The sequence below is a fragment of the Actinomyces sp. HMSC08A09 genome (assembly GCF_001807465.1).
Classification (GTDB): Bacteria; Actinomycetota; Actinomycetes; order Actinomycetales; family Actinomycetaceae; genus Actinomyces; species Actinomyces oris.
The window spans coordinates 1-21,275 of sequence record NZ_KV789144.1 but is presented as its reverse complement, the minus strand read 5'-3'; the positions used below and the strand labels follow the sequence as shown (position 1 = coordinate 21,275).

The following is a 21,275-nucleotide window of genomic DNA, read 5'->3' as shown; positions in this document are numbered from 1 at the left end:
CGGCCACGCGGCCCCGGCCGCCGCGCCCGGTGCGCATCGCGCCGCGGGCCTCTCCCCCGCTTCCGGTCCGGCTCCGGCTTCTGGTCCGGCTCCGGCTTCCGGTCCGGTACCCGGCCCCACCACCACTTGCCCGACTCCCCGGACGGAGGCCCGCTGATGCCCTCGCTGCTCGACCTCCGGCGAACCGCCGCCGCCCTCGTGGCCGTGGCCATGAGCGCCGCCCTCATCGCCTTCGCCTTCATCATCTCCGACTCCGCCCGCACCCAGATGCAGACCGGCGCGCGCCTGTCCGTGGGGGACGCGAGCGTCGTCGTACAGGAAGGTCGTCGGGCGAACAGCACGGAAGGCCCTCTCGACGACTCCCTTGTCAAGAAGATCTCCGCCCTCGACGGGGTCGCCTCCGTGCGGGGCCGCCACTGGAGCGTCCTCGTCCTCGACCTGCCCAAGCAGCTGCGCAATGCCACCCACATCGCCGTCAGCGCGCAGGACGTTCCGACCCTCAGCCGGTTCACCACGCTGAGCAGCGGCCGCCTGCCCACCGCCTCCGGTGAGGTCGCCATCAGCACGCTACTGGCCGAGCAGCAGGGCCTCAGCGTCGGCAACACGATCCGCCTCACCACGAACGACGCCGATGACAACGCCGAGGCTCCGCACAGCGCACCCACGGTCGTCGGCATCGTCTCCCCCGGTCCCGACACCGAGGTGGAGGGAATCGGAGCGGTCTACGCCACCACCGACCAGCTCAAGGCGATGGGAGCCAACACCAGCTACCACCAGCTCTACGTCACCGCGAAGCCGGGAACCGACACCGCCGCCTTGACGTCCGCGGTGGAGCAGACGGCCCACGCCGTCCAGCCCCACGCCTTGGTTCAGGACAGGGAGACCGTCATCTCCCAGCGCTCCGAGAACCAGCAGGGCGGCACGATGATCGCCGCCATCCTCAACATCCTGGCACCGGTGTGCGCGATGGTCGCCGTCATCGTCATCGCCACCACCTTCAGCACCCTCGTGGCGCGCCAGACGCGCACGATCGGGCTCATGCGCTGCATCGGCACCACCCGCCGTCAGGTGATGCTCGCCGTCCTGCGCACCGGGCTCATCACCGGCCTGCTCGGGTCCGTCCTGGGCACGGCCGCGGGAACCGGGATCGCCGCCGCCGTCATCTCCTCGGGGCGCTTCGCGGACCTCGAGGCCGATCAGCTGACCATCTCCCCGGTGTCGCTGGCCCTGACCATCGCCCTGGGCACGCTGGTCACCCTCATCGCGGTCCTGCGCCCGGCCCGCAAGGCCACCCGCATCTCTCCGCTTGTGGCCCTGACCGGGCAGGTGGCCAGCGTCAAGCAGGCCGGCCACGCCAGGGTGTGGGCGGCCGTCGCCGGGGTCCTCGTCGCCGGCGCCGGCGCGGCCGTGATCGCCCTCGGCATTCAGATCTCCGACATCTACGTCACCGCCGGCGGCAGCGCCGTCGTCGTCCTCGGCACGGTCCTCGGTCTGCCGGCTCTGGTGACCGCCATCGTTGGCCTCATCGGCCGTGTCAGCAGCGGCACGCGGCTGCCGGTGCTGCACCTGGCCACGCGCAACCTGGCCCGCAACTCCGGCCGATCCGCCGCGGCCGCCGCCACGCTCTTCGTCTGCGTCCTGGTGGGGTCGGCGCTCTTCGTGGGCCTGTCCTCCCTGAACGCCTCCTTCGAGAGCATCCTCGGCCACAGCTCCCCCGTGGACGCCCGAGTCTTCGGGGTCACGCCGCAGACCGATACCACGCGCCTGACCCAGCAGATCAAGGCGGTCGACGGCGTCCAGGACGTCACCTACGTCCCGACGCTCGAGCTGACTCAGGCCGTGGACGGACAGACCAAGAACATCGTCGTCGACGTCATCGACACCAAGGCCATCGCCCCCATAGTGCGCACGACGAGCGGCCTGGAGGACCTTGATGACGGCACCCTCATCGTGGGCGAGCTCTACGACATTCCGGACGGTTCCAAGGTGACCCTGACCGGCGCCGCCGGCAGCGTCGAGCTGACGGCCCGCGTTCGCGAGGGCTGGGGCGGTGTCATCACCCCGGCGACGGCGCAGCGCCTCAACGGGGACGCCCCCACCGACACCACCATGTGGGTGCGCTCCACCGGAAGCACCATGACGCCGGCCACCGAGCACGCCCTCCATGCCGCGGTCCGGGGCCAGGAGCTCATGGTGAGCGGGAATGCCGCCGGTGTCGAGCTGATGTCGGCCCAGATCATGAAGATGGCCCTCATCGTCTGCCTGGTGCTGGGGGCCGCCCTGGTCATCGCCCTGTCCGGGCTGGCCAACATCACGGACGTCTCGGTCCTGGAGCGGGTCCGCGAGATCGGGGTGCTGCGCGCCACCGGCAGCTCACGCAAGGAGATCCGCCGCCTCATCGTCACCGAGGGGGTCCTCGTGGCGGCCGTGGGTGGGGGCCTGGGGCTCCTCGTGGGGACGGCGCTGGGCGTCTCCGAAACGCTCGCGATGGCCAAGTCCGCCGAGGGCATGACGGTGCACGTCCCCTCCCTCTGGCTGCTCGCCCTGTTCGCCGTGACGCTGGCCGTGGGCCTGGTGGCCTCGGTGCGCCCGGCCGGCCGGGCCGCCTCGGTGCCGCCGGTCAGGGCCCTGTCCGAGGAGTGAGGAGACCGGCGGTGAGGGCTGCTCCAGTGATCGGGACGGCGGACTCAGGCCCCCTGGGTCTTGTGGACGGCGACGACGAGTTTGAGTCGGGACGGGACGTCGTACTTCTTCATGAGGTGAGAGACGTGGGTCTTGACCGTGGACTCGGCGACGACGAGCTGCTCGGCGATCTCGGCATTGGAGTAGCCCTCGCACAGAAGGGTGAGGACCGCCTGCTCGGCCTCGGTGACGTCGGGGGCCTGGGCCGTCTGCGGGGAGCGCAGGTGGCGGGTGACGAGCCGGGAGGTGGCGGCCGGGGAGATCGTGGTCCCGCCCGCGCTGGCGGCGATGACGGCGCGGATGATCTCCTCGGGCGACGCGTCCTTGAGCAGGAAGCCGTTGGCGTGCTGGGCCAGCGCAGCCACCATCGCCTCGTCGTCGTCGAAGGAGGTCAGCACGACGACGGCCGTGCGGGGCCACTGGCGGCGCACCCGGGTGAGCAGCTCCAGGCCGTCCATCTCAGGCATGCGCACGTCGGTGAGCAGGACGTCCACGCGGATCTTGTGGAGGAAGGCCAGGGCGTCGGCGGCGCGGGAGAAGGTGCTGGTCACCTCGATGCGCTCGTCGGAACTGAGGTAGGCCCGCAGTGCCTGGAGGACGAAGGGGTCGTCATCGACGATGGCCACGCGCAGGACCTGCGAGGGAGCAGCCGGAGCATCAGTCACGTTGGGAACCGTCATGGAGGGATATTATCCGGATCAGCTCAGGGGAAGGTGGTGAGATGGTGTCAGTTGTTGCGGCGAATCTGATGCAGCCCACGCGGTACACGACGTGGCGGCCGACCTGGCGGCTGCACCTGGCGCACGCCTTCCTGGCCGCGCTGATTACTCTGTTCTCGGTCACGGCGGCGTGGCCGCTGTACACGTCCATGATCGTCTTCGAGGTCGTCGGGGGCCTGGCGCTGGCGCTGTGCAGCCGCTTCCCCTGGCCGGGGGCCCTGCTGGGCAGCGCGATGGCGTGGGCCGGCACATTGATGATGACTGATGTGCCCATCTCCCCAGGCATCATTCCCTGGCTGTGCACGGCGGTCCTCGTGGCGCGCGGTTTTCCGCGGATGCCCGCCTACAGCCTGGTGGTCTTCTCGCTCGTGCTCTCGATCGCCGACGCCCGGTGGGGCGAGACCAGTGAGGGCTGGGTCTCGCTGCTGGCGTGGTGGGTTGTGGTCGGGGGCGGGGCCATCACTCTGGCCGAGCTCATCCGCAGCCCGCGCGACCAGGCCGAGCGCTCCTTGCACACCTACCGCGAGAGCATGGAGCGCCAGCGTCTCCTGGTGGTCACCGAGCTGCATGACACGGTGGTGCGGGACCTGACCCACGCGGTGATGACGGCCGAGCAGGCCCGGCTCGCGCATCCCCAGGACGCGGCGCTGGCGCCCGAGCTGGACGCGATGACGACGGCGGTGCGCGCGGCGGTGGAGCAGATGCGGCACGCGCTGCGCGCCATGAGTGATATCCGCGGGGGTGAGCGACTGGATATCGAGGCGACCTCTGCGCCGCGCCCCCTGGAGGCGGTGATCGCCGATGCTGCGGCCATCCTGGGGCAGCGGGGGGCGCACCTGGAGGTCGAGGGCCTGGAGCTGCTCGGGATCCCGGTGATTCCGCCGGGCGTGCGCCTCCAGCTGCTGCGGGTGCTGGGCGAGCTGGTGTCGAACATGTCCAAATACACGGCTCCGCAGGGGCGAGCGAGGCTGATCATCGAGTCCGACGGACGCTCCCTGGAGGCGATGGCGAGCAACGACGTCGGTCTCCCGGGGCAGGTGAGCGGCGTGTGGGCGGGCGCCGGCGCACCGGGCAGTGGCGTACCGGGCTACGACGCCTTCTCCTCGGGCCTGGGCCTGGAGGGAGCCCGGCGCCGCGTGGAGGCCCTGGGCGGCAGCCTGAGCGTGAGCCAGGGCGAGGGCCGCTGGACCACGGTCTTCAGTGTCCCCTTCCAGGCAGTGTCCTGAAAGGCCGCCCGGCGCCGCGGGCCGGACACACGACTCGCCCGGCGTCGCGGCCCGGACACACAACTCGCCCGGCGTCGCAGGCCGGATGTGTCGGATGAGGTTGCGTAACCGGCGCTCGCATCCTGCCACCTGAGATGGCGCCGATTAAGCCCCGCACGACACAACCAGTCGTCGGCACCGTCAACACCATCGACAGCTGGCCTCCGTCATCCAGTCGTCCTCCGCCTCAGAATCCATCTCCCGATATCCCGGCAACAAGAGAGTGGCCAACATGCCTTTCCCCGCTTTCGACACTCAGGCATCCTTCACGTGGCACCCCACGCGACGCACTCACCTGCTCCACGCAGGAGTTGCCGTCTTCCTCCTCGCCATCTCACCGGTGTCCGCAAACGTTCCCCTCACTGCCCCCGCGCTCCTGGTCACTGCCCTGAGCCTGGCCTGCCTACCCCTGGCATCCCGGCTTCCCGCCGCGGGAGCAGCCGCAAGCCTGGCCATCGCCTGGTTCACCGCCAGTTCCCCGTACGATTTAGGAACTGTAGCCTTGCTACTGCCCTGGGGGCTTTGCATCATGCTTCTGGGCCGGGGCCTCCGACGCGACATGATCTACGTCCTCGCCTTCGCAACGGCACTGATCCACTTCTCACACGCATCCGCATGGTCTCAAGGGCTACTCCAAACGCTCATCATCGGTGTTCCTTGTGCTGTGATCGGTGAGGTTGTCCGCCATCACCGCCTCCAGGCCAACGTCGCCGAGCAGGAGCGCCGGCGCAAGCTCGACCAGCAACGGCGCCTGGTCGTCTCCGAGCTCCACGACACCGTCGTACGCGATCTCAGCCACGCCGTCATGATCGCCGAGCAAGCCCGCCTGGCCGACCCCCACAACACCCGCCTCAACCAAGAGCTCGGAGCCATCATCACCCCCGTGCGCACCGCCGTCGAACAGCTACGACGCAGCCTCAAAGCCATGAGTGCCGCCGAAGGAGACGACTCCCTCCTTCTGCTGGCCGCCTCACCCCCACCACCCCTGACTGACACCATCCGCACCGCCCGGGAAGCCCTCACACACCGAGACGCCCACCTCACCACCCAGGGCACCGACCTGCTCGACAACCCCAGCATCGGCCCGGGCGTCCGCCAACAGCTCGTACGCATCATCGCCGAGCTCATCAACAACGCCGCCAAGTACACACCCCCGTCCAGCACCGCCACCCTCACCATCGAGGCCGACGACAACACCCTCGAGTGCATGTGCACCAACCCCATCGACCCCGGCCAGGCCACCAGCACCGCCACCTCATCCCAGCTCGGCCTTATTCAGGCCAGGCAACGCATCGAGTCCCTCGGCGGCTCCCTCCACATCACCCACACCAACGACCGCTGGACCGCCATCTTCTCCATACCGCTCCAACCCATATCCCCAATGCCCATCGACTGAGGCACCGGCGGGGACATTCTGCGCGGCCGGGTGCCAACCGCTCCAGCCGGGGACATGTCACGCGTTCGGGGACGGTCGTCCTGTCCCCAAGCGCGTGGACTGCACCCGTCGATGTCGAATGTCCCCGGCCGAGAGCCTTCTGCCCACACCCCGTCCCTCACGAGGGCCGCTCGGCCGGTCCGCGCGGGACGGGAACGAGCCGATCGTGTCCACATCGGACACAAAGGCTCGGAGCGGACCCACGCTGACGAAGGAGAACCGCATGATTCCGCGGTTCATATGGACGGCCAAGGAGCGCTGGCGGTCCTTTGTCACCATTTTGGACATTCTGGCCCGCGATCACCTCCGGTGCGTTGTCAGTGCGCGCTGCCGAGCTCGACGAGGAGCACCCCGGCCATGATGAGCGCGATGCCGGCCACCATGGTGCGGGTCAGCGGCTCACCGAAGAGGAACCGTGAGGCGATTGCTGTGACGGCCACTCCCCCGGCCGACCAGATCCCGTAGGCAACACCGAGCGCCATCCCCTCCTTGAGGGCCAGGGTCAACAGGGCGAAGGCCCCCAGGTAGCCGGCCATGACGAGGCCGTACCATCGCAGTCCTCTGCCGTCGGAGGCGAGCTTGAGCGAGAGTGTGCCGGTGGTCTCGGAGGCGATGGCTGCCACCAGGTAGAGACCGCTCATGACGCCTCGCCGTCCTTGTCCTGCGTGCTTGCGCGCTGCGCCCCGACCTCCACGAGGAGCACCCCGGCCATGATGAGCGCGATGCCGAGGGCGACGAGCACCGTGATCGGCTCGCCGAAGACAAGCATGGACAGCACGGCGGTCAGCGCCACGCCCAGGGCGCCCCAGAGTCCGTAGGCGACACCGAGCGGCATACCGGCCTTGAGCGTCAGCGACAGGAGGATGAAGGCCAACGCGTAACCGATCCCAACCATGACGTAGAAGCCCGGCTGGTTCAGGGCCTGGCGCAGGGCGAGGGTCGCCGACACCTCGGAGATGATGGCGCCTCCGAGAGCCGGCCAGGCGCACACGCCGTGGCCCGTAGCCCCCGCGCGATCCTTCAGCGCACCGAGCACGGTCCGGCCTGTGGGCGTGCCTGAGCGGCATGCGCTCCCCCACGTCGACGGGCAGAGCACGTCCCTGACCGTCACGCCCGGTTCTCCGCGGCCTCGAGCCGCTGGCAGACCATGGAGCCGAAGGCGAGCGCCGGGACGATCATGAGCAGGACGTTGGGTCCCCACCACAGCGGGTCGAAGTCGCGGTAGAAGGACCAGAAGGAGATCGCCATGAACCCGGCGCAGAAGGTGAGTATGAGCCCGACCGTCAGCACCAGGTCCCCGATCCTGCTTCCCACCCGCGTCAGGTGGGCGCCGAGGAAGACAGTCAGCGCGGCGGCCACGTCGAGTGGGAAGAAGGACCAGTTCCAGGCCTGAATGACCTGGTTGGAGTAGTCCTTGAAACGCAGGTGCTCGGGAATGAGATTGAGGAAGACGGCCGCCCAGTAGAGCAGCAGCCCGGCATCGACGGCCACCAGCAGCCTCTTGTACGTGGGACTCATCGCCCCACTATTTCACCGGTCCTCCCCGGTGTCGAGGCCCGACCAGCCCTCAGGACCGCCGGCCCAGGACCAGGCTCATGGCCTCGGAGCGGGTGGCGGCGTTGCGCATGATGCCGCGCACGGCAGAGGTGACCGTGTTGGAGCCGGGCTTGCGCACGCCCCGCATCGACATGCACAGGTGCTCGGCCTCGACCACCACGAGCACTCCCCGACACTGGAGGCGCTCGACGAGGGCGTCGGCGATCTGCCGGGTGAGCCGCTCCTGGACCTGGGGGCGCCGGGCGTAGCCGTCCACGAGGCGCGCCACCTTGGACAGGCCGGTGACGCGCCCGTCCTCGCTGGGGATGTAGCCCACGTGCGCCGACCCGTGGAAGGGCAGCAGGTGGTGCTCGCACACCGAGTACATGGGGATGTCGCGCACGAGGACCATCTCCTCGTGCCCGACGTCGAAGACCCGCTCGACGTGCTCGGCCGGGTCCTGGTCGAGGCCGGCGAACATCTCCGCGTAGGCGCGCGCCATGCGCTCGGGGGTGTCACGCAGCCCGTCGCGCTCGGGGTCCTCCCCGATGGCGACGAGCAGGTCGTGCACCGCCCGCCGCACGCCCTCGGCGTCATAGCTCATGGTCAGCCTCTGTCTCTCTGCGCCTGCCGGGCCCGCCTGGGCCCGGGCCGGCTCAATGGTTGTAGCCCCAGAAGTCGTCGCTGTTGTGGGAGTCGTCGGACTCACCGCCAGGGGCGGAGGCGGCCTCGACGACGGGCAGCGACTCGTCGCTGCGCCACAGGGGCCGCTCGGGCTGCTTGATGACGCCCTCGAAGATCCTCTCCAGGTCCTTCTCCAGGAGCGTCTCGCGGGTGAGGAGCTCCTCGGCGAGCTGGTCAAGCACGGCGCGGTTGCGGGTGAGGATCTCCCAGGCCTCCCGGTGGGCGGCGTCCAGCAGGTTGCGGACCTCGGTGTCGACGGTGGCGGCGACCTGCTCGGAGAAGTCGCGGCTGGTGGCGTTGAGCCCCAGGACCGTCTCACTCTCGGTGGTGCCGAGCTTGACGGCGCCGACGGCGCTGGTCATGCCGTAGTCGGTGACCATCTTGCGGGCCGTGGCGGTGGCCTTCTCGATGTCGTTGGAGGCGCCGGTGGTGGGGTCGCGGAAGACGATCTCCTCGGCGGCCCGCCCACCCATGGCGTAGACGAGCTGGTCGAGCAGCTCGTTGCGGGTGGTGGAGTACTTGTCGTCCTGGGGCATGACCTGCGTGTAGCCCAGGGCGCGCCCGCGCGGCAGGATCGTCACCTTGGTGACCGGGTCGGAGTAGGCGCCGGCGGCCGCGCACAGTGCGTGGCCGGCCTCGTGGTAGGCGGTGACGCGCTTCTCGTGGTCGCGCATGACGCGGGTGCGCTTCTGCGGGCCGGCGATGACGCGGTCGATGGCCTCGTCCAGGGCCCGGTTGTCGATAAGGTGGGCGTTGGAGCGGGCGGTGAGCAGGGCGGCCTCGTTGAGGACGTTGGCCAGGTCTGCGCCGGTGAAGCCGGGGGTCCGCTTGGCCACGAGCTCGAGGTCGACGTCGTCGTTGAGGGGCTTGCCCTGGGCGTGGACCTTGAGGATGGCGGCACGACCGGCCATGTCGGGGGCCTCGACGCTGACCTGCCGGTCGAAGCGGCCCGGGCGCAGAAGGGCCGGGTCCAGGACGTCGGGGCGGTTGGTGGCGGCGATGAGGATGACGTTGGTGTTGGCGTCGAAGCCGTCCATCTCGACGAGGAGCTGGTTGAGGGTCTGCTCGCGCTCGTCGTGCCCGCCACCGGTTCCCGAGCCGCGGTGGCGGCCGACGGCGTCGATCTCGTCGACGAAGATGATGGCGGGGGCGTTCTCCTTGGCCTGGTCGAACAGGTCGCGCACGCGCGAGGCGCCCACGCCGACGAACATCTCGACGAACTCGGAGGCGGCCATGGAGAAGAAGGGCACGCCGGCCTCACCGGCGACGGCCTTGGCCAGGAGGGTCTTACCGGTTCCGGGCGGGCCGTAGAGGAGGACGCCCTTAGGGATCTTGGCGCCGACGGCGCGGAACTTCTCAGGCTCGGAGAGGAACTCGCGGATCTCCTCGAGCTCCTCGACGGCCTCGTCCTCGCCGGCGACGTCGTCGAAGGTGACGTCGGGCATCTCCTTGGAGCCGACTTTCGCCTTGGAGCGGCCGAAGCCCATGGCGCCGCCGCGCCCGCCGCCCATGCGGCTCAGCATCCACCACATGAAGCCGCCCAGCAGCAGGGCGGGGACGAGCAGCTGGATGAGGGAGGACCACCAGCTGGTGGTGGGCACCACGGAGTTGAAGCCCTCCTTGGGGGCGGCGGCCTGCACGAGGCGGTCGACCTGCTCGGCCTGGGCGTCGGTGTAGGAGAACTCGACCTTCTTGCCCACCGGGCGTGACTCGATGCCCTTCTTCTTGGGCTGGACGTAGGTGGTGGTGAGGTCCAGCTCGACGCGCTGGTTGCCGTCGACGACGGTGATCGACTTGATCGTGTCCGGCTTGTCCCGCAGGAGCGTCAGGCCGTCGGAGGTGTCGATGGTGCGGTAGCCGAACATCGAGGAGAAGACGGCCCAGCCGAGGATGACGACCAGGAGGAAGGGCACCAACCACAGGAACGGGTTGCCCAGGGTGTCGCGGAGCTTGCGGTCGCGCTTGTTGCGGTCGTTCTTACCGGCCTTGCCCGGCTTCCCCGAGTCCTTGCGGCCGGGCTCGCGCCCAGAATCTTTCATCGTGCGGTAGGTCCCTTCAACATACTGATTCCTCAGACGTTAGCGGATAGCACGGCAAAGGTCCCATTGCGCTTGCTCACGTTCGCGCCGGGCGTGGCCGGGAAGATCCGGCCGAGCGGGCCGACCAAGCCGCCCCGCGCGCCGCGCGCCGCCCCGCTTCAGGCGCGGCGCAGGCGCAGGACGATGAGGCCGGCAGACAGCAGGATCGCCGCCACGGACAGCACGCCGATCGCCACACCCGTCACCGGCAGCCACCGCTCCCGCACACTCTGGGCCGAAGGCCGCTCAGCGGCGCTCGTGCGCCCCTTCGCGTCCTGGCTGCTACCAGCACCCACCACGACCTCGTTGTGGTCGCTGCTCCCAGCCCCGCTCGAGGACTGCGAGCCGGCGCTCGCGCCGTCCGGCACTGAGCCGCCGTTGGAGGACGGGGCCCCCGCAGCCGGGCCCTGCTGAGGCTTCGCTTGGGACGAGGCCGACGCCGAGGCCTCCGGGGCCGGCGTCGCAGCGCCACCCCCGGCACCCGCACTGCCGCCACCAGCGCCGGCGCGCTGCTGATCCGCCGGCGCGGGCGCGCGACCAGCGGGGGCGGACCACTGCGGGCGCGCCACCAGAGCCACCTCGGCCATCGTCTGCGCGTCCAGGGTCTGCGCCTGGGCGGTGCCGGTCGAGGCCCGCACCACCTGGTTGTTGCCCACGTAGATGCCGACGTCGTAGACGTTCCCGAACACTGTGGACTGGGCGGGAGCAGAGCCGGACTCGCCCTGCCCCCCGGGCAAGGGGTTGGAGAAGAAGACAATGTCCCCGGGGCTGATCGAGCCGTCCGTGTTCAGCCACAGACGCCCCTGGGAGTGGAACCAGCCGGCCAGGTCGTCCGGCTTCCAGCTCCCGGAGAGGTCCTGGCCGACGTCGGCCCGGTAGCCGACCTGGGTGTTCTGGTCCGCCGCATACGTGGTGTGCGAGTAGTCCCAGCCGGAGAGGACCATGCCCACCAGCGCGGAGGAGGTGATCGCGTACGGGGCGGAGCCGCTGGCACGCACGTTCGCGCCCGACAGCGGCGTGGGCCGCGACGCATCCGACGCCAGGGACCCTCCGGCGTTGACGAAGGACTGGGTCCGGGTCACGACGTCGTTGGCGGCGGCACCGTCCGCGGCAGCACTCGGGAAGGCCGGGAACCCCTGCGGCACGGCCCACTGACCATCGGCCAGCAGGACCGAGACGGCACCCAGCGCACCCTCGGGACTCGTGCTCTGCACGTCGTAGGTCAGGCCACCGCCGTCGCCGGGCGCCTCGTCACCGAGGGTGGTCAGGGTGCCGGAAGCCCCGCTGACCTGCGCCATCTCAGCGACCGTATTAAATGTGCCACCGGAGGTCGGCTCGGCCGCCACCGGAGCCGTCATGGGGAAGCTCAGCGAGGACGACAGCACCACCGCGCCGGCGAGGCCGACTAGCCTCGGGGCGCGTCGACGCACAGTCTTCTTCACTGTTACCAACAGTCCTTCCACGTCACCCGCCGGAAGAGGGCATCCACCGGCGACCTACAGTTGTTATCTTAACGTAACGTACGCGACTCCGACCACCTTGAAAAGGGGGAAGATCGCAGTTCCGGGGCCCCTTGACCACCGTCCGACGACGGCGCCCAGGCGCCACATCCCGTTATTTTTCCGTCTGCCCCCCAGGTTGCGTCAAGGTTGACCTGGATCAGTCAGCCCCCGTAGACCTCAGGGCGCAGCGTACCGATGAACGGCAGGTTGCGGTACCGCTCGGCGTAGTCCAGCCCGTAGCCGACAACGAACTCCGTAGGAATATCGAAGCCGACGTACTTGACGTCCACCTCGACCTTGGCGGCGTCGGGCTTGCGCAGCAGCGTGGCGATCTCCACCGAGGCCGCGCCGCGCGAGGACAGGTTGCCCACCAGCCAGGACAGGGTCAGACCGGAGTCGATGACGTCCTCAACGATGAGGATGTGCCGGTCGGTGACGTCGGTGTCCAGGTCCTTGAGGATGCGCACCACGCCGGAGGACTTGGTGCCCGAGCCGTAGGAGGACACCGCCATCCAGTCCATCGGGGCGCTCATGTGCAGCCGGCGCGACAGGTCCGCCATGACGTAGACGGCCCCCTTGAGCACGCCGACGAGCAGAGGGTCACGGCCCGCATAGTCCGCGTCGATCTGCGCGGCCATCTCATCGAGGCGCTGCCCGATCTGCTCCTCGGTGATGAGAACCTGCTGAAGGTCCGATCCCATGTCCGTGGCGTCCATACGCCCTGCCTTCCTCATGTGTCGTCATGGCTGCGCGGGCTCACCGGGGCCGGGGAGGCCACCGGTCCGCGCCGACGCCATAAGCCTGCCACAACGGGCCCCGGCCTGACACGTCAGCTGACGCGACGTACCCACACGTCGGGTCGGGCGAGCTCAGCCGGCGTGGGCAGCAGCTCGGGATCGGCCCACACGGCGTTGAGCCCCTCGTGCCCGATGCGGGTCACGACGCTGCGCACGAAGGCGGCGCCGTCGGCGTACTGGGCCTCCTTGGCCTCCAGGCCCATGAGCCGGTGCAGTAGGAGCGAACCCAATCCGGGCCCGGGGCCGATGCCACCGTCGGCCGCGCGGCTGCGCGAGAGCACGGCCCGGAGCCGGTGGACCGAGGGCATCCGGTTGGGGTGCACGTCATCGAGGACCACCTCGGCGTGCCCCTCCAGGAAGGTGAGCGCGGCCGCCAGGGAGGCGACCTCGGCGCGGTCCGTGACGTTCATCAGACCCTCGAGCACCCGCCCTCGGCCGGCGCGCGCCGCAAGACGCACCGCCCGGCCCCGCCGCGGCCGACTCCCCCGCTCCTGCCGACTCCCGCCGCCGGCGCTTCGGGCACCGTTGGCACTGCCGTATGCGGCCTCGACGACGGCGCCGATCACCATGCGCATGGAGTCCGACAGGTAAGGGCCAAGCCAGGGCGCGGCGGCCAGCTGGACGGCGTGGGTCATCTCGTGCAGGCAGACCCAGGCGGGCAGGTCGAGCATGTCCAGGTCCATCTGGCGGCGCACCGCCAGCACGTTGGGGGCTACGAGCAGCAGGTGCGGTGGTGCCGTCTCCTGCCCGCCAGCGCCCGTCGTCGCCTCACGGGCCGGCGCGGTGCCGGGCGTCACGACGTCGTCCCCCTCGCCGTCCCTCCCACCGACGGGGCGAGCGGGGCCGGCGCTACCGGCCCCGTGACCGCGGGTCCCGCTCGGGGCCGCGGGCACCACCTGCCCCAGGAGCCGGGTGGCCAGCAGGCTCATCGCCCCGGCAACCTCGGCGGCCCCGACGAGCTGGATCGCCTCCGAGGCCGGTGGGGCGGGCACCTGCTCCATGAGGCCGCGCAGCGCCCGACTGGAGGCGCGCACGAGCCCGGCCCGGTCGACAACGCTGACCCGCGTGGTCTCGGCGACCTGCTGGGCCGCCCGGTTCAGGCCGGTGATCCTGGCGACCCAGGCCGGTGCCTCCTGGGCGGAGCGGCGCAGGACCGCCACCGAGCTGGCACGCGCCGAGCGCGAGGCGCTGGGGCCCGCCGGGATGAGCGCGGTCAGGCGCTCCACCGTCCGCCAGTCGACGAGTCCCGCCGCTGTGCCCTGGGTCGTCACCGTGACACCTTTCTCGCCGAGTTCACCAGGGTGCCTGAGCCCCTGCCTGTCGCCGCTGCGCCGAACACGCCTCCGCGCCCCTTACGAGCAGCCGCAGGAGGCCAGGGGCGCCACGAAGTGATTGTCGATCGCGGCCGCGGCCGCGGTTGCCCCACCGCCGTTGGTGGAGAAGCCGTTGGTCATGACCGCGAAGGCCAGCTGGCGCCCGTCGGCGGTGGTGACGACCCCCGCCAGGGAGGCGGTCTGCTCCAGCGAGCCGGTCTTGGCGCGCACCGTGCCGGCCGCGGCGGTGTCATGCAGGCGCTTACCCAGGGTGCCGTCCAGGGCGCCGACGGGCAGGTCGGCGATGAGGGTGCGCCCGGCCGAGCCGCCCTCGCCTCCGGCGGCCTTGGTCATGATCTGGGTCAGGAGCCTGGCGGGGACCTTGTTGCCCTTGGCCAGCCCGGAGGAGTCCAGGAGCGTCACCCCGGAGGTGTCGAAGCCGTCCTTGCTCAGCTGGGCGAGCACCGCCTTGGAGGCCCCGGCGAAGTCGGTGGTCTCCTTGGCGTGCGCAGCCACGAGCCGCCCCTCGACCTCGGTCATCGTGTTGTCAGAGGTCTTGAGCGACACAGAGAGGATGTCGGACAGCGGGGCGGAGGAGACCGAGGCCACCTCCCGGGCGCTGCCGGAGGCTGCGGCGCGCGTCGGCTCGCCGTCGACCGTGATGCCGGCCTCGCTCAGGTGCTTGGCGAAGGCCTGGGCGGCCTCCATGGCCGGGTCCTCCGGGTAGCCCTGGTTCTGGGTGGCCGAGACATTCACCATAATCGGCTGGATCTTGGCCACGTACTGCTCGTTGCCGGCCTCCCACTTCTCGTTCCACTGGGGGCCGGTGAACAGGGTGTCGTCCAGGCGCAGGGAGACCGACGTCACCCCCTGCGACTTGAGCTTCTCGGCGGTGGCTCGGGCGAGGTCGCCCAGGCCCGCGTGGCCGGCCGTGGCGCTCGGGTCACCCTCGTTCTCGGCCAGCAGCACATCACCGCCGCCCACGAGGGTCAGGGTCTGCCCCTCCAGGACGGCCTTAGTCTGCAGAGTGTGGCCCGGACCCATGGAGGACAGAGCGGCCCAGGCGGTGAGCACCTTGTTGGTGGAGGCCGGCGTCACCCCGGAGGCGGCCGAGCGGTCCAGCAGCTCCTCGCCGGTGGCGATATCGACGACGGAGGCCGTCACGTTCCCCCCGGTCAGGGCGGCGTCGGAGACCACACCCTGGATGTAGCCGCTCAGGGCAGCCTTGGAGGGCGTGGGAGCCCCCTGGTCCAGGCCGGAGGGGGCGGCGGTCTTGGCGCTGGGGGCGGCCGGCGTCGGGAAGGGCCGGGGGGCGACGTCGGCGTAGGCGACCGTCACCGGGCCGGGCAGCAGGTCGAGAGCATCGCCCAGGCTGTAGTAGCCGCTGAAAACCAGCAGGCTCGCCGCCGTCAGGGCAGCGGTCTGGACCTTGCGCATACGTCCTCCGGACTGGGTTGTGGACAGGCTGGGATGGCCTGTATATCAAGTAGGTGGGGCGCCCAGGAGGTTACTGCCACCCGTGCACCGACGTGCAGAGTACGCGTTTACCGACCTCAGGCGCTGTCGTGCGCCACACTAGTGCCATCAATACCCGCCCCGCCGGATCGACGCCGACCACCAGGTGCCGCTCCAGCGCCCAACGAGCTGAAGACACGAGCGAAGGAGGCTCCCCGTGGAGTTCGACGTCACGATTGAGATCCCCAAGGGCAACCGAAACAAGTACGAGATCGATCACGAGACCGGTCGAATCCGCCTGGACCGCATGCTCTTCACCTCGACGCGCTACCCCGACGACTACGGCTACATCGACGGGACCCTCGGCGAGGACGGCGACCCCCTGGACGCGCTGGTCCTGCTGGAGGAGCCGACCTTCCCCGGCTGCGTCATCCGCTGCCGCGCTCTGGGCATGTTCCGCATGCGCGACGAGAAGGGCGGCGACGACAAGGTCCTGTGCGTGCCCAGCGCCGACCAGCGCGCCTCCTGGCGTACCGACATCGAGGACGTCTCGGAGTTCCACCGCCTGGAGATTCAGCACTTCTTCGAGGTCTACAAGGACCTCGAGCCCGGCAAGTCCGTCGAGGGCGCCCACTGGGTGGGCCGCGAGGAGGCCGAGGAGGAGATCCGCCAGTCCTTCCAGCGCGAGGCCGACCGAGTCGCCCGCGAGGGCCACTGACGTCAACTGCCCGCCCCATAGCTCGCGACTGACGAACCGCCCGCCCCGGCATTCGGGGCGGGCGGAATACGTGCTCGAAGGCAGTTGACTATCTCTGCGGGTCTGGCGGGAGCGCCGCGAGGAACGAGCGGCGCGGATGGTAGCCGAGAGCGCGTGTACTGCCCGCCCAGTCCTAGAGGCGCACCGCGTAGGGCATGATGCCGGAGTAACGCATGGAGGTGACGCGCACGGTCATGCCGAAGGTCGGCGCCTCGATCATCGTGTCGTCACCCAGGTAGATGGCGACGTGGTAGATGCCGGACTGGCTGCCGTCGGAGGACCAGAAGACGAGGTCCCCGGGCTGGGCGGCGTCGAGCGGAACCAGAGAGCCCTCCCCGTACTGCACGCGTGAGGAGTGCGTGAGCTCCACGCCGGCGGCCGCGTAGGAGACCATCGTCAGCCCGGAGCAGTCCAGGCCCGCGGCCGACTCCCCGGCCCACACGTAGGGGGTGCCGAGGTAGCCCATGGCCGCGTTGATGGCAGTGGAGGCGGCGCTCCCGGAACGCGACGGCGCGGGCGCAGGCTCCGGGGCCGGTGCGGGTGCAGGTGCAGGTGCGGCCTCCTCCTCTTCGGCAGCCTCGGGCTCCGGCTGGGAGGTGGTGGCGGGTTCCTGGGCCGAGGACTGCTGGCCCTGGCTGGGCCGGCTCGCCTGCTCCTGGGGAGCGGGGGCCGACTCCTGAGGCTGGGCGGCGGCCTGCTCGGCCTGCTTCTGGGCGAGGTCGGCGGCGGCCTTCTCCGAGGCCGCCTTGGCTGCGGCCTGGGCGGCGGCCTCCTCGCGGGCCTTGCGCTCGGCCTCGACCTGGTTCTGGTACTTCGTCTCGAGCTCGACGGTGGTGTTGCGCTGCGCGGCCAGCTGAGTGATGAGGTTCTGGCGGTTGGTGCGGGTGGTGGTGACAGCGCTCTGGGCCTCGTTGGCGGCGGTCTCGGCGTCGGTCTTGGCGGTCTCGGCGGAGGTCTTAGCGGCCTCCTTGGCCTTGACCTTCTGGTCGGCGATGGTCTGCATGCTCGTGGCCACCGCCTCGAGGGCCTCGACGTTCTGGACCTTGGCGTTGTTCTTCTCCCCGGCCCGGGTCAGGGCGACGTCGGCGTCGGCCAGGTCCGCCAGCGACTCGCTGGTCAGGTACGGGGTGAGCGGGTCGAGCGGATTGCCGCTCTCCTGATAGGTCTGCACGACGATCGAGCCGAGGTCGGAGCGGGCCGACGTAGTGCTGGAGGCGGCGGAGTCGGCATTGGCCTGGGCGGTCTGGGCGTCCTTGGTGGCCTTGTTGAGCTCGTCGACGGCGGCCAGGTAGTCCTCATTGGCGGACTGAGCCTTGATCTGGGCCTCCTCCAGGTTGCTGCTCTCCTGGGCGAGCCGGGCCTCCAGGGAGGCGATGGAGGTGGAGGTCGAGCGCTCGGAGGCCTTGGAGCGATCAATGTCGCTCTGGTCCACGGGGTCGGCCAGCACCGACGGCGCCAGGGTGCATGCCAGGGCCACCACTGCGGTGGCGACGACACCGTGTCCGTGCCGTCTTGAGGGGATCGGGCTCACAGGGGTTCTCCGTCGTGATGGGGCTGAACGTGAGGATGACGCCTCACCCGGGGACCGACGCCGGCCCGCCGTCGGGATCCGTTCCGCGGAATCAGGGGGCGCGGAGCGGATCAGGGGACGAAGACGGCAGGCAGCGTCAGCCCGGATGCGACAAAGCCACACTAGTCGCTTTGGTCCCATCTGAAAACAGAATTCACACTATTCACAATCGTAACTTACGTTGCTGTCGTTAGCAGGTTGTGCCTGCATTGACGGGGCTTGCGGCCGACGTCATATGTCTGTGACCGATATGGCATCCGGCACAAATGACCGTTTGTGCAGGTCAGTATGGGTTTAATCGGCCGGATCGTCGCTTAGGAAAGGCGGTCGACCGCGCCGTCACCTCCCCGCGGCACGGGGGCGTCGCAAAGGCGCCGGACCGACGCCATGCCCGCGCCGAGCCCTCACCGCAGCCGCATGGCGGACGCCCGTTTGGACCACCTGCGGAGGAAACCGCTAAAGTCGGAGCATGTTCCGTCGTCCTGAGGCCCTTCGGCCGGACACCCCCACCACGGGGCGAATGCGCAGCTGACGCGCACGCCGCCGTCGGCCCACGTGCGCGTCCCCGCCCTCACCCGCACCATCGCAGAAGTTGCAGCACGGTGACGGCGGACGACTCAGCACCACGACGCCTCGCCCCCTCCTGCTGCCGGGCCGGTTCCGACGCCGGCCCCAGCGGACCCCGGGCAGCCGCCACCACCGCGCCGCAACCGCCGGCGCGAGGCAGGCACCGTTCGTGACGCTGACATCGCCGCCGGTCACTGGGAATCACCAAGGAGCCCTCATGACCGACCAGCACCCCGCCCCCGAGGCCGCCCCCCAGAGCGCGGAACCGATCCCCTCCCCCACCAGCCCGGCGGGCTGGCGCTTCGAGACCAAGCAGGTCCAGGCTGGGCACGACCCCCTGACCGAGCCCGCCCACGCCCGGGCCATCCCGATCTACCAGACTTCCTCCTACGTCTTCGAGTCAGCCGAGCAGGCGGCCGCCCGCTTCGCCCTGAGCGACCTCGGCCCGATCTACACGCGCCTGAACAACCCCACCAATGACATCGTCGAGCAGCGGATCGCGGCGCTGGAGGGCGGCGTCGGGGCGCTGCTGACGTCGTCGGGGCAGGCGGCCACGACCCTGGCCCTCCTGACGCTGGGCGGGGCCGGGGACAACATCGTGGCCTCACCCTCCCTGTACGGCGGCACCACGAACCTGCTCACCCACACCCTGCCGCGCCTGGGCATCGAGACGCGCTTCGTGGACGACACCGGCGACCCGGCGGCCTGGGCAGCGCTGGCCGACGAGCGCACGGTCGCCTTCTTCGGGGAGTCGATCCCCAACCCGCGCGGCGACATCCTGGACATCGAGGCGATCGCGGCGGCCGCGCACGAACTGGGCATCCCACTGGTCGTGGACAACACGGTGGCCTCACCCTTCCTGACCCGCCCCTTCGAGTGGGGCGCCGACATCGTGGTGGCCTCGGCGACGAAGTTCCTGGGCGGGCACGGCTCCTCCGTGGCGGGCGTGATCGTGGACTCCGGCAGCTTCGACTTCGCGGCCCAGCCCGAGCGCTTCCCCGGCTTCAACACGCCCGACGAGTCCTACCACGGCCTGGTCTACGCCAGGGACCTGGGCGTGGGCAGCCCGCTGGGCGCGAACCTGGCCTTCATCCTCAAGGCGCGCGCCGAGGGCCAGCGCGACCTCGGCTTCGCGCTGGCACCGCACTCGGCCTTCCTCATCGCCCAGGGCATCGAGACGCTCTCGCTGCGCATGGAGCGGCACGTGGACAACGCCCTGGCGGTGGCCACCTGGCTGGAGGGGCGCGACGACGTCGCCTCGGTGCGCTACTCGGGGCTGACCTCCAGCCCCTACTACGAGCGGCACCGCAAGTACTGTCCGCGAGGGGCGGGCTCGATCCTCACCTTCGACCTGGCCGGCGGGCGCGAGGCGGGGGCGGCCTTCATCGACGCCCTAAGTCTGTTCTCCAACCTGGCCAACATCGGGGACGTGCGCTCCCTGGCGATCCACCCGGCCACCACCACGCACTCCCAGCTCGACGACGCCGGCCTGGCCGCGGCCGGGATCAGCGCCGGGACCGTGCGCCTGAGCGTGGGAATCGAGCACATCGACGACATCCTGGCCGACCTCGAGCGCGGCCTGGCGGCGGCCCGGGCCGTCGGGGCGGGCGACGCGAGCGCGGCGGCCGGGGCCTGAGGCGGTCTGTCATGAGTGCGACCACGTCCTCCTCCTACCCCGTCTCCAGCGGCAGCGCCGAGACCGAGCCGGCCGCCTACGGCGTGGGGACGGCCTCCTCCAAGCTGGTGGACCGCAAGGCCGGCTCCCCCACGGGCGCCTGGCGGCCCGGCGACGAGCCGGGGCACCGCCGGTTCCTGGAGATCGGGGACCTGCCCCTGGAGTCCGGGGAGGTCCTGCCCAACACGGTCCTGGCCTTCGAGACCTGGGGGGAGCTCAGCCCGCAGCGCGACAACGCGGTCCTCGTGCTGCACGCGCTCACCGGCGACTCCCACGTCACCGGTGAGGCGGGGCCCGGGCACCCGACGCCGGGTTGGTGGTCGGACCTGGTGGGGCCCGGGCGGGCCATCGACACCGAGCGCTACTTCGTGGTGGCCGCCAACATCCTGGGCGGCTGCCAGGGCTCGACGGGGCCGTCGTCGACGGCGCCGGACGGGCGCCCCTGGGGGTCGCGCTTCCCGTGGCTGACCACGCGCGACGCCGTCGAGGCCGAGGCGCGCCTGGCCGACGCCCTGGGGATCGAGGTCTTCCACCTGGTCATCGGGGCCTCGCTGGGCGGGCACCGGGCCATCGAGTGGGGGGTGACCCACCCGCAGCGGGTGCGCAACCTGGCGCTGGTGGCCACCGGCGCCTCAACGACCGCCGACCAGCTGGCCTGGTGCCACCTGCAGGAGCTGGCGATCGTGGCCGACCCCTTCTTCTTCGACGGCGACTACTACTCCCACTCGGTGGGTCCGGTGCGGGGGCTGGGGCTGGCGCGGGCGCTGGCCCACACGACCTACCGCAGCGCCGCCGAGCTCGACGAGCGCTTCGGGCGGCGCCACCAGGGCGAGGAGGACCCGGCGGTGGGCGGGCGCTACCAGGTGGAGTCCTACCTGGACTACCACGCCGGCAAGCTGCTGGCGCGCTTCGACGCCAACACCTACCTCATCGTCACCCACTCGATGATGGTGCACGACGTCGGCACGGGGCGCGGCGGCATCGACGCGGCGCTGGCGAGGGTGCAGGCGCGTACGCTCGTGGTGGACGTGGACTCCGACCGGCTCTTCCTGCCCGCCCAGGCCGAGGAGCTGGCCGGCGGCATCCCGGGCGCGAGGCGCGAGACCATCAGCTCCCTGCACGGGCACGACGGCTTCCTCATCGAGGTCGAGCAGATGGACACGATCCTGCGCGACTTCCTGGCCGACGCATAGACACCAACAAACCGACAAAAACTTCAGAAACGACGCGGCTCCGGGTC

17 protein-coding genes are annotated in these 21,275 nt (G+C 70.4%); 6 read left to right on the top strand and 11 right to left on the bottom strand.

Annotation, left to right across the window (positions count from 1 at the left end; genetic code table 11):
* The first annotated feature begins 156 nt into the window (after positions 1-156).
* Entirely contained in the window at positions 157-2,643 is a 2,487-nt protein-coding gene (locus tag HMPREF3165_RS10270) for an FtsX-like permease family protein (RefSeq protein ID WP_070513175.1), read from the top strand.
* Positions 2,644-2,687: 44 nt separating this feature from the next.
* Here the strand turns inward: HMPREF3165_RS10270 and HMPREF3165_RS10265 are convergent, their stop codons facing one another.
* Positions 2,688-3,362 (bottom strand): response regulator, encoded by a 675-nt coding sequence (locus HMPREF3165_RS10265; protein WP_003789125.1) that lies wholly within the window; start codon positions 3,360-3,362, stop codon positions 2,688-2,690.
* Positions 3,363-3,430: 68 nt separating this feature from the next.
* Here HMPREF3165_RS10265 and HMPREF3165_RS10260 point away from each other — a divergent pair, with 68 nt between their 5' ends.
* Positions 3,431-4,627 (top strand): sensor histidine kinase, encoded by a 1,197-nt coding sequence (locus tag HMPREF3165_RS10260; protein WP_256275269.1) that lies wholly within the window; start codon positions 3,431-3,433, stop codon positions 4,625-4,627.
* A 271-nt stretch (positions 4,628-4,898) separates the two neighbouring features.
* The gene (locus HMPREF3165_RS10255; protein ID WP_070513173.1) at positions 4,899-6,062 is read left to right on the top strand and encodes a sensor histidine kinase; all 1,164 of its coding nucleotides are present in this window, start codon (positions 4,899-4,901) and stop codon (positions 6,060-6,062) included.
* A gap of 356 nt (positions 6,063-6,418) precedes the next feature.
* Here the strand turns inward: HMPREF3165_RS10255 and HMPREF3165_RS10250 are convergent, their stop codons facing one another.
* The 9 genes from HMPREF3165_RS10250 to dacB all read right to left on the bottom strand — a co-directional run bounded on the left by HMPREF3165_RS10250 (position 6,419) and on the right by dacB (position 15,448).
* Positions 6,419-6,742 (bottom strand): DMT family transporter, encoded by a 324-nt coding sequence (locus HMPREF3165_RS10250; protein WP_070513172.1) that lies wholly within the window; start codon positions 6,740-6,742, stop codon positions 6,419-6,421.
* Positions 6,739-7,092: a DMT family transporter gene (locus tag HMPREF3165_RS10245; RefSeq protein WP_070513169.1), complete on the bottom strand. Its 354-nt coding sequence runs from the start codon at positions 7,090-7,092 to the stop codon at positions 6,739-6,741. Before HMPREF3165_RS10245 ends, HMPREF3165_RS10250 begins: the two co-directional genes overlap by 4 nt.
* Before the next feature lie 116 nt (positions 7,093-7,208).
* Positions 7,209-7,619, bottom strand: coding sequence for a YvaD family protein (locus tag HMPREF3165_RS10240; RefSeq protein WP_070513165.1), 411 nt, complete (start codon positions 7,617-7,619; stop codon positions 7,209-7,211).
* 49 nt (positions 7,620-7,668) lie between these two features.
* Positions 7,669-8,241 (bottom strand): GTP cyclohydrolase I FolE, encoded by a 573-nt coding sequence (folE, locus tag HMPREF3165_RS10235; RefSeq protein WP_070513162.1) that lies wholly within the window; start codon positions 8,239-8,241, stop codon positions 7,669-7,671.
* Between the two features lie 52 nt (positions 8,242-8,293).
* Positions 8,294-10,360, bottom strand: coding sequence for an ATP-dependent zinc metalloprotease FtsH (ftsH, locus tag HMPREF3165_RS10230; protein ID WP_070513159.1), 2,067 nt, complete (start codon positions 10,358-10,360; stop codon positions 8,294-8,296).
* A gap of 158 nt (positions 10,361-10,518) precedes the next feature.
* On the bottom strand, positions 10,519-11,841 hold the full coding sequence (locus HMPREF3165_RS10225) for a hypothetical protein (RefSeq protein ID WP_083303290.1): 1,323 nt from the start codon (positions 11,839-11,841) through the stop codon (positions 10,519-10,521).
* Positions 11,842-12,062: 221 nt separating this feature from the next.
* Entirely contained in the window at positions 12,063-12,617 is a 555-nt protein-coding gene (gene hpt / locus HMPREF3165_RS10220) for a hypoxanthine phosphoribosyltransferase (protein WP_003789094.1), read from the bottom strand.
* 113 nt (positions 12,618-12,730) lie between these two features.
* Entirely contained in the window at positions 12,731-13,969 is a 1,239-nt protein-coding gene (locus tag HMPREF3165_RS10215; protein WP_070513153.1) for a zinc-dependent metalloprotease, read from the bottom strand.
* An 81-nt stretch (positions 13,970-14,050) separates the two neighbouring features.
* Positions 14,051-15,448, bottom strand: coding sequence for a D-alanyl-D-alanine carboxypeptidase/D-alanyl-D-alanine endopeptidase (gene dacB, locus HMPREF3165_RS10210; protein WP_070513150.1), 1,398 nt, complete (start codon positions 15,446-15,448; stop codon positions 14,051-14,053).
* Positions 15,449-15,683: 235 nt separating this feature from the next.
* On the opposite strand from dacB, the gene HMPREF3165_RS10205 reads away from it, so the two are divergent.
* On the top strand, positions 15,684-16,184 hold the full coding sequence (locus tag HMPREF3165_RS10205) for an inorganic diphosphatase (RefSeq protein WP_010614423.1): 501 nt from the start codon (positions 15,684-15,686) through the stop codon (positions 16,182-16,184).
* 172 nt (positions 16,185-16,356) lie between these two features.
* On the opposite strand, the gene HMPREF3165_RS10200 is transcribed toward HMPREF3165_RS10205, so the two are convergent.
* Positions 16,357-17,754, bottom strand: coding sequence for a C40 family peptidase (locus HMPREF3165_RS10200; RefSeq protein WP_083303289.1), 1,398 nt, complete (start codon positions 17,752-17,754; stop codon positions 16,357-16,359).
* 823 nt (positions 17,755-18,577) lie between these two features.
* Here HMPREF3165_RS10200 and HMPREF3165_RS10195 point away from each other — a divergent pair.
* Positions 18,578-19,996, top strand: a complete 1,419-nt coding sequence (locus tag HMPREF3165_RS10195; RefSeq protein ID WP_070513147.1) for an O-acetylhomoserine aminocarboxypropyltransferase/cysteine synthase family protein — start codon at positions 18,578-18,580, stop codon at positions 19,994-19,996.
* Positions 19,997-20,007: 11 nt separating this feature from the next.
* Positions 20,008-21,228, top strand: a complete 1,221-nt coding sequence (locus HMPREF3165_RS10190) for a homoserine O-acetyltransferase MetX (protein WP_070513144.1) — start codon at positions 20,008-20,010, stop codon at positions 21,226-21,228.
* Positions 21,229-21,275 lie beyond the last annotated feature (47 nt).

Coding starts and splice junctions, on each gene's coding strand:
- HMPREF3165_RS10270 (WP_070513175.1), top strand. CDS start 157: ATGCCCTCGCTGCTCGACCTCCGGCGAACCGCCGCCGCCCTCGTGGCC.
- HMPREF3165_RS10265 (WP_003789125.1), bottom strand. CDS start 3,362: ATGACGGTTCCCAACGTGACTGATGCTCCGGCTGCTCCCTCGCAGGTC.
- HMPREF3165_RS10260 (WP_256275269.1), top strand. CDS start 3,431: ATGCAGCCCACGCGGTACACGACGTGGCGGCCGACCTGGCGGCTGCAC.
- HMPREF3165_RS10255 (WP_070513173.1), top strand. CDS start 4,899: ATGCCTTTCCCCGCTTTCGACACTCAGGCATCCTTCACGTGGCACCCC.
- HMPREF3165_RS10250 (WP_070513172.1), bottom strand. CDS start 6,742: ATGAGCGGTCTCTACCTGGTGGCAGCCATCGCCTCCGAGACCACCGGC.
- HMPREF3165_RS10240 (WP_070513165.1), bottom strand. CDS start 7,619: ATGAGTCCCACGTACAAGAGGCTGCTGGTGGCCGTCGATGCCGGGCTG.
- folE (WP_070513162.1), bottom strand. CDS start 8,241: ATGAGCTATGACGCCGAGGGCGTGCGGCGGGCGGTGCACGACCTGCTC.
- ftsH (WP_070513159.1), bottom strand. CDS start 10,360: ATGAAAGATTCTGGGCGCGAGCCCGGCCGCAAGGACTCGGGGAAGCCG.
- hpt (WP_003789094.1), bottom strand. CDS start 12,617: ATGGACGCCACGGACATGGGATCGGACCTTCAGCAGGTTCTCATCACC.
- dacB (WP_070513150.1), bottom strand. CDS start 15,448: ATGCGCAAGGTCCAGACCGCTGCCCTGACGGCGGCGAGCCTGCTGGTT.
- HMPREF3165_RS10195 (WP_070513147.1), top strand. CDS start 18,578: ATGACCGACCAGCACCCCGCCCCCGAGGCCGCCCCCCAGAGCGCGGAA.
- HMPREF3165_RS10190 (WP_070513144.1), top strand. CDS start 20,008: ATGAGTGCGACCACGTCCTCCTCCTACCCCGTCTCCAGCGGCAGCGCC.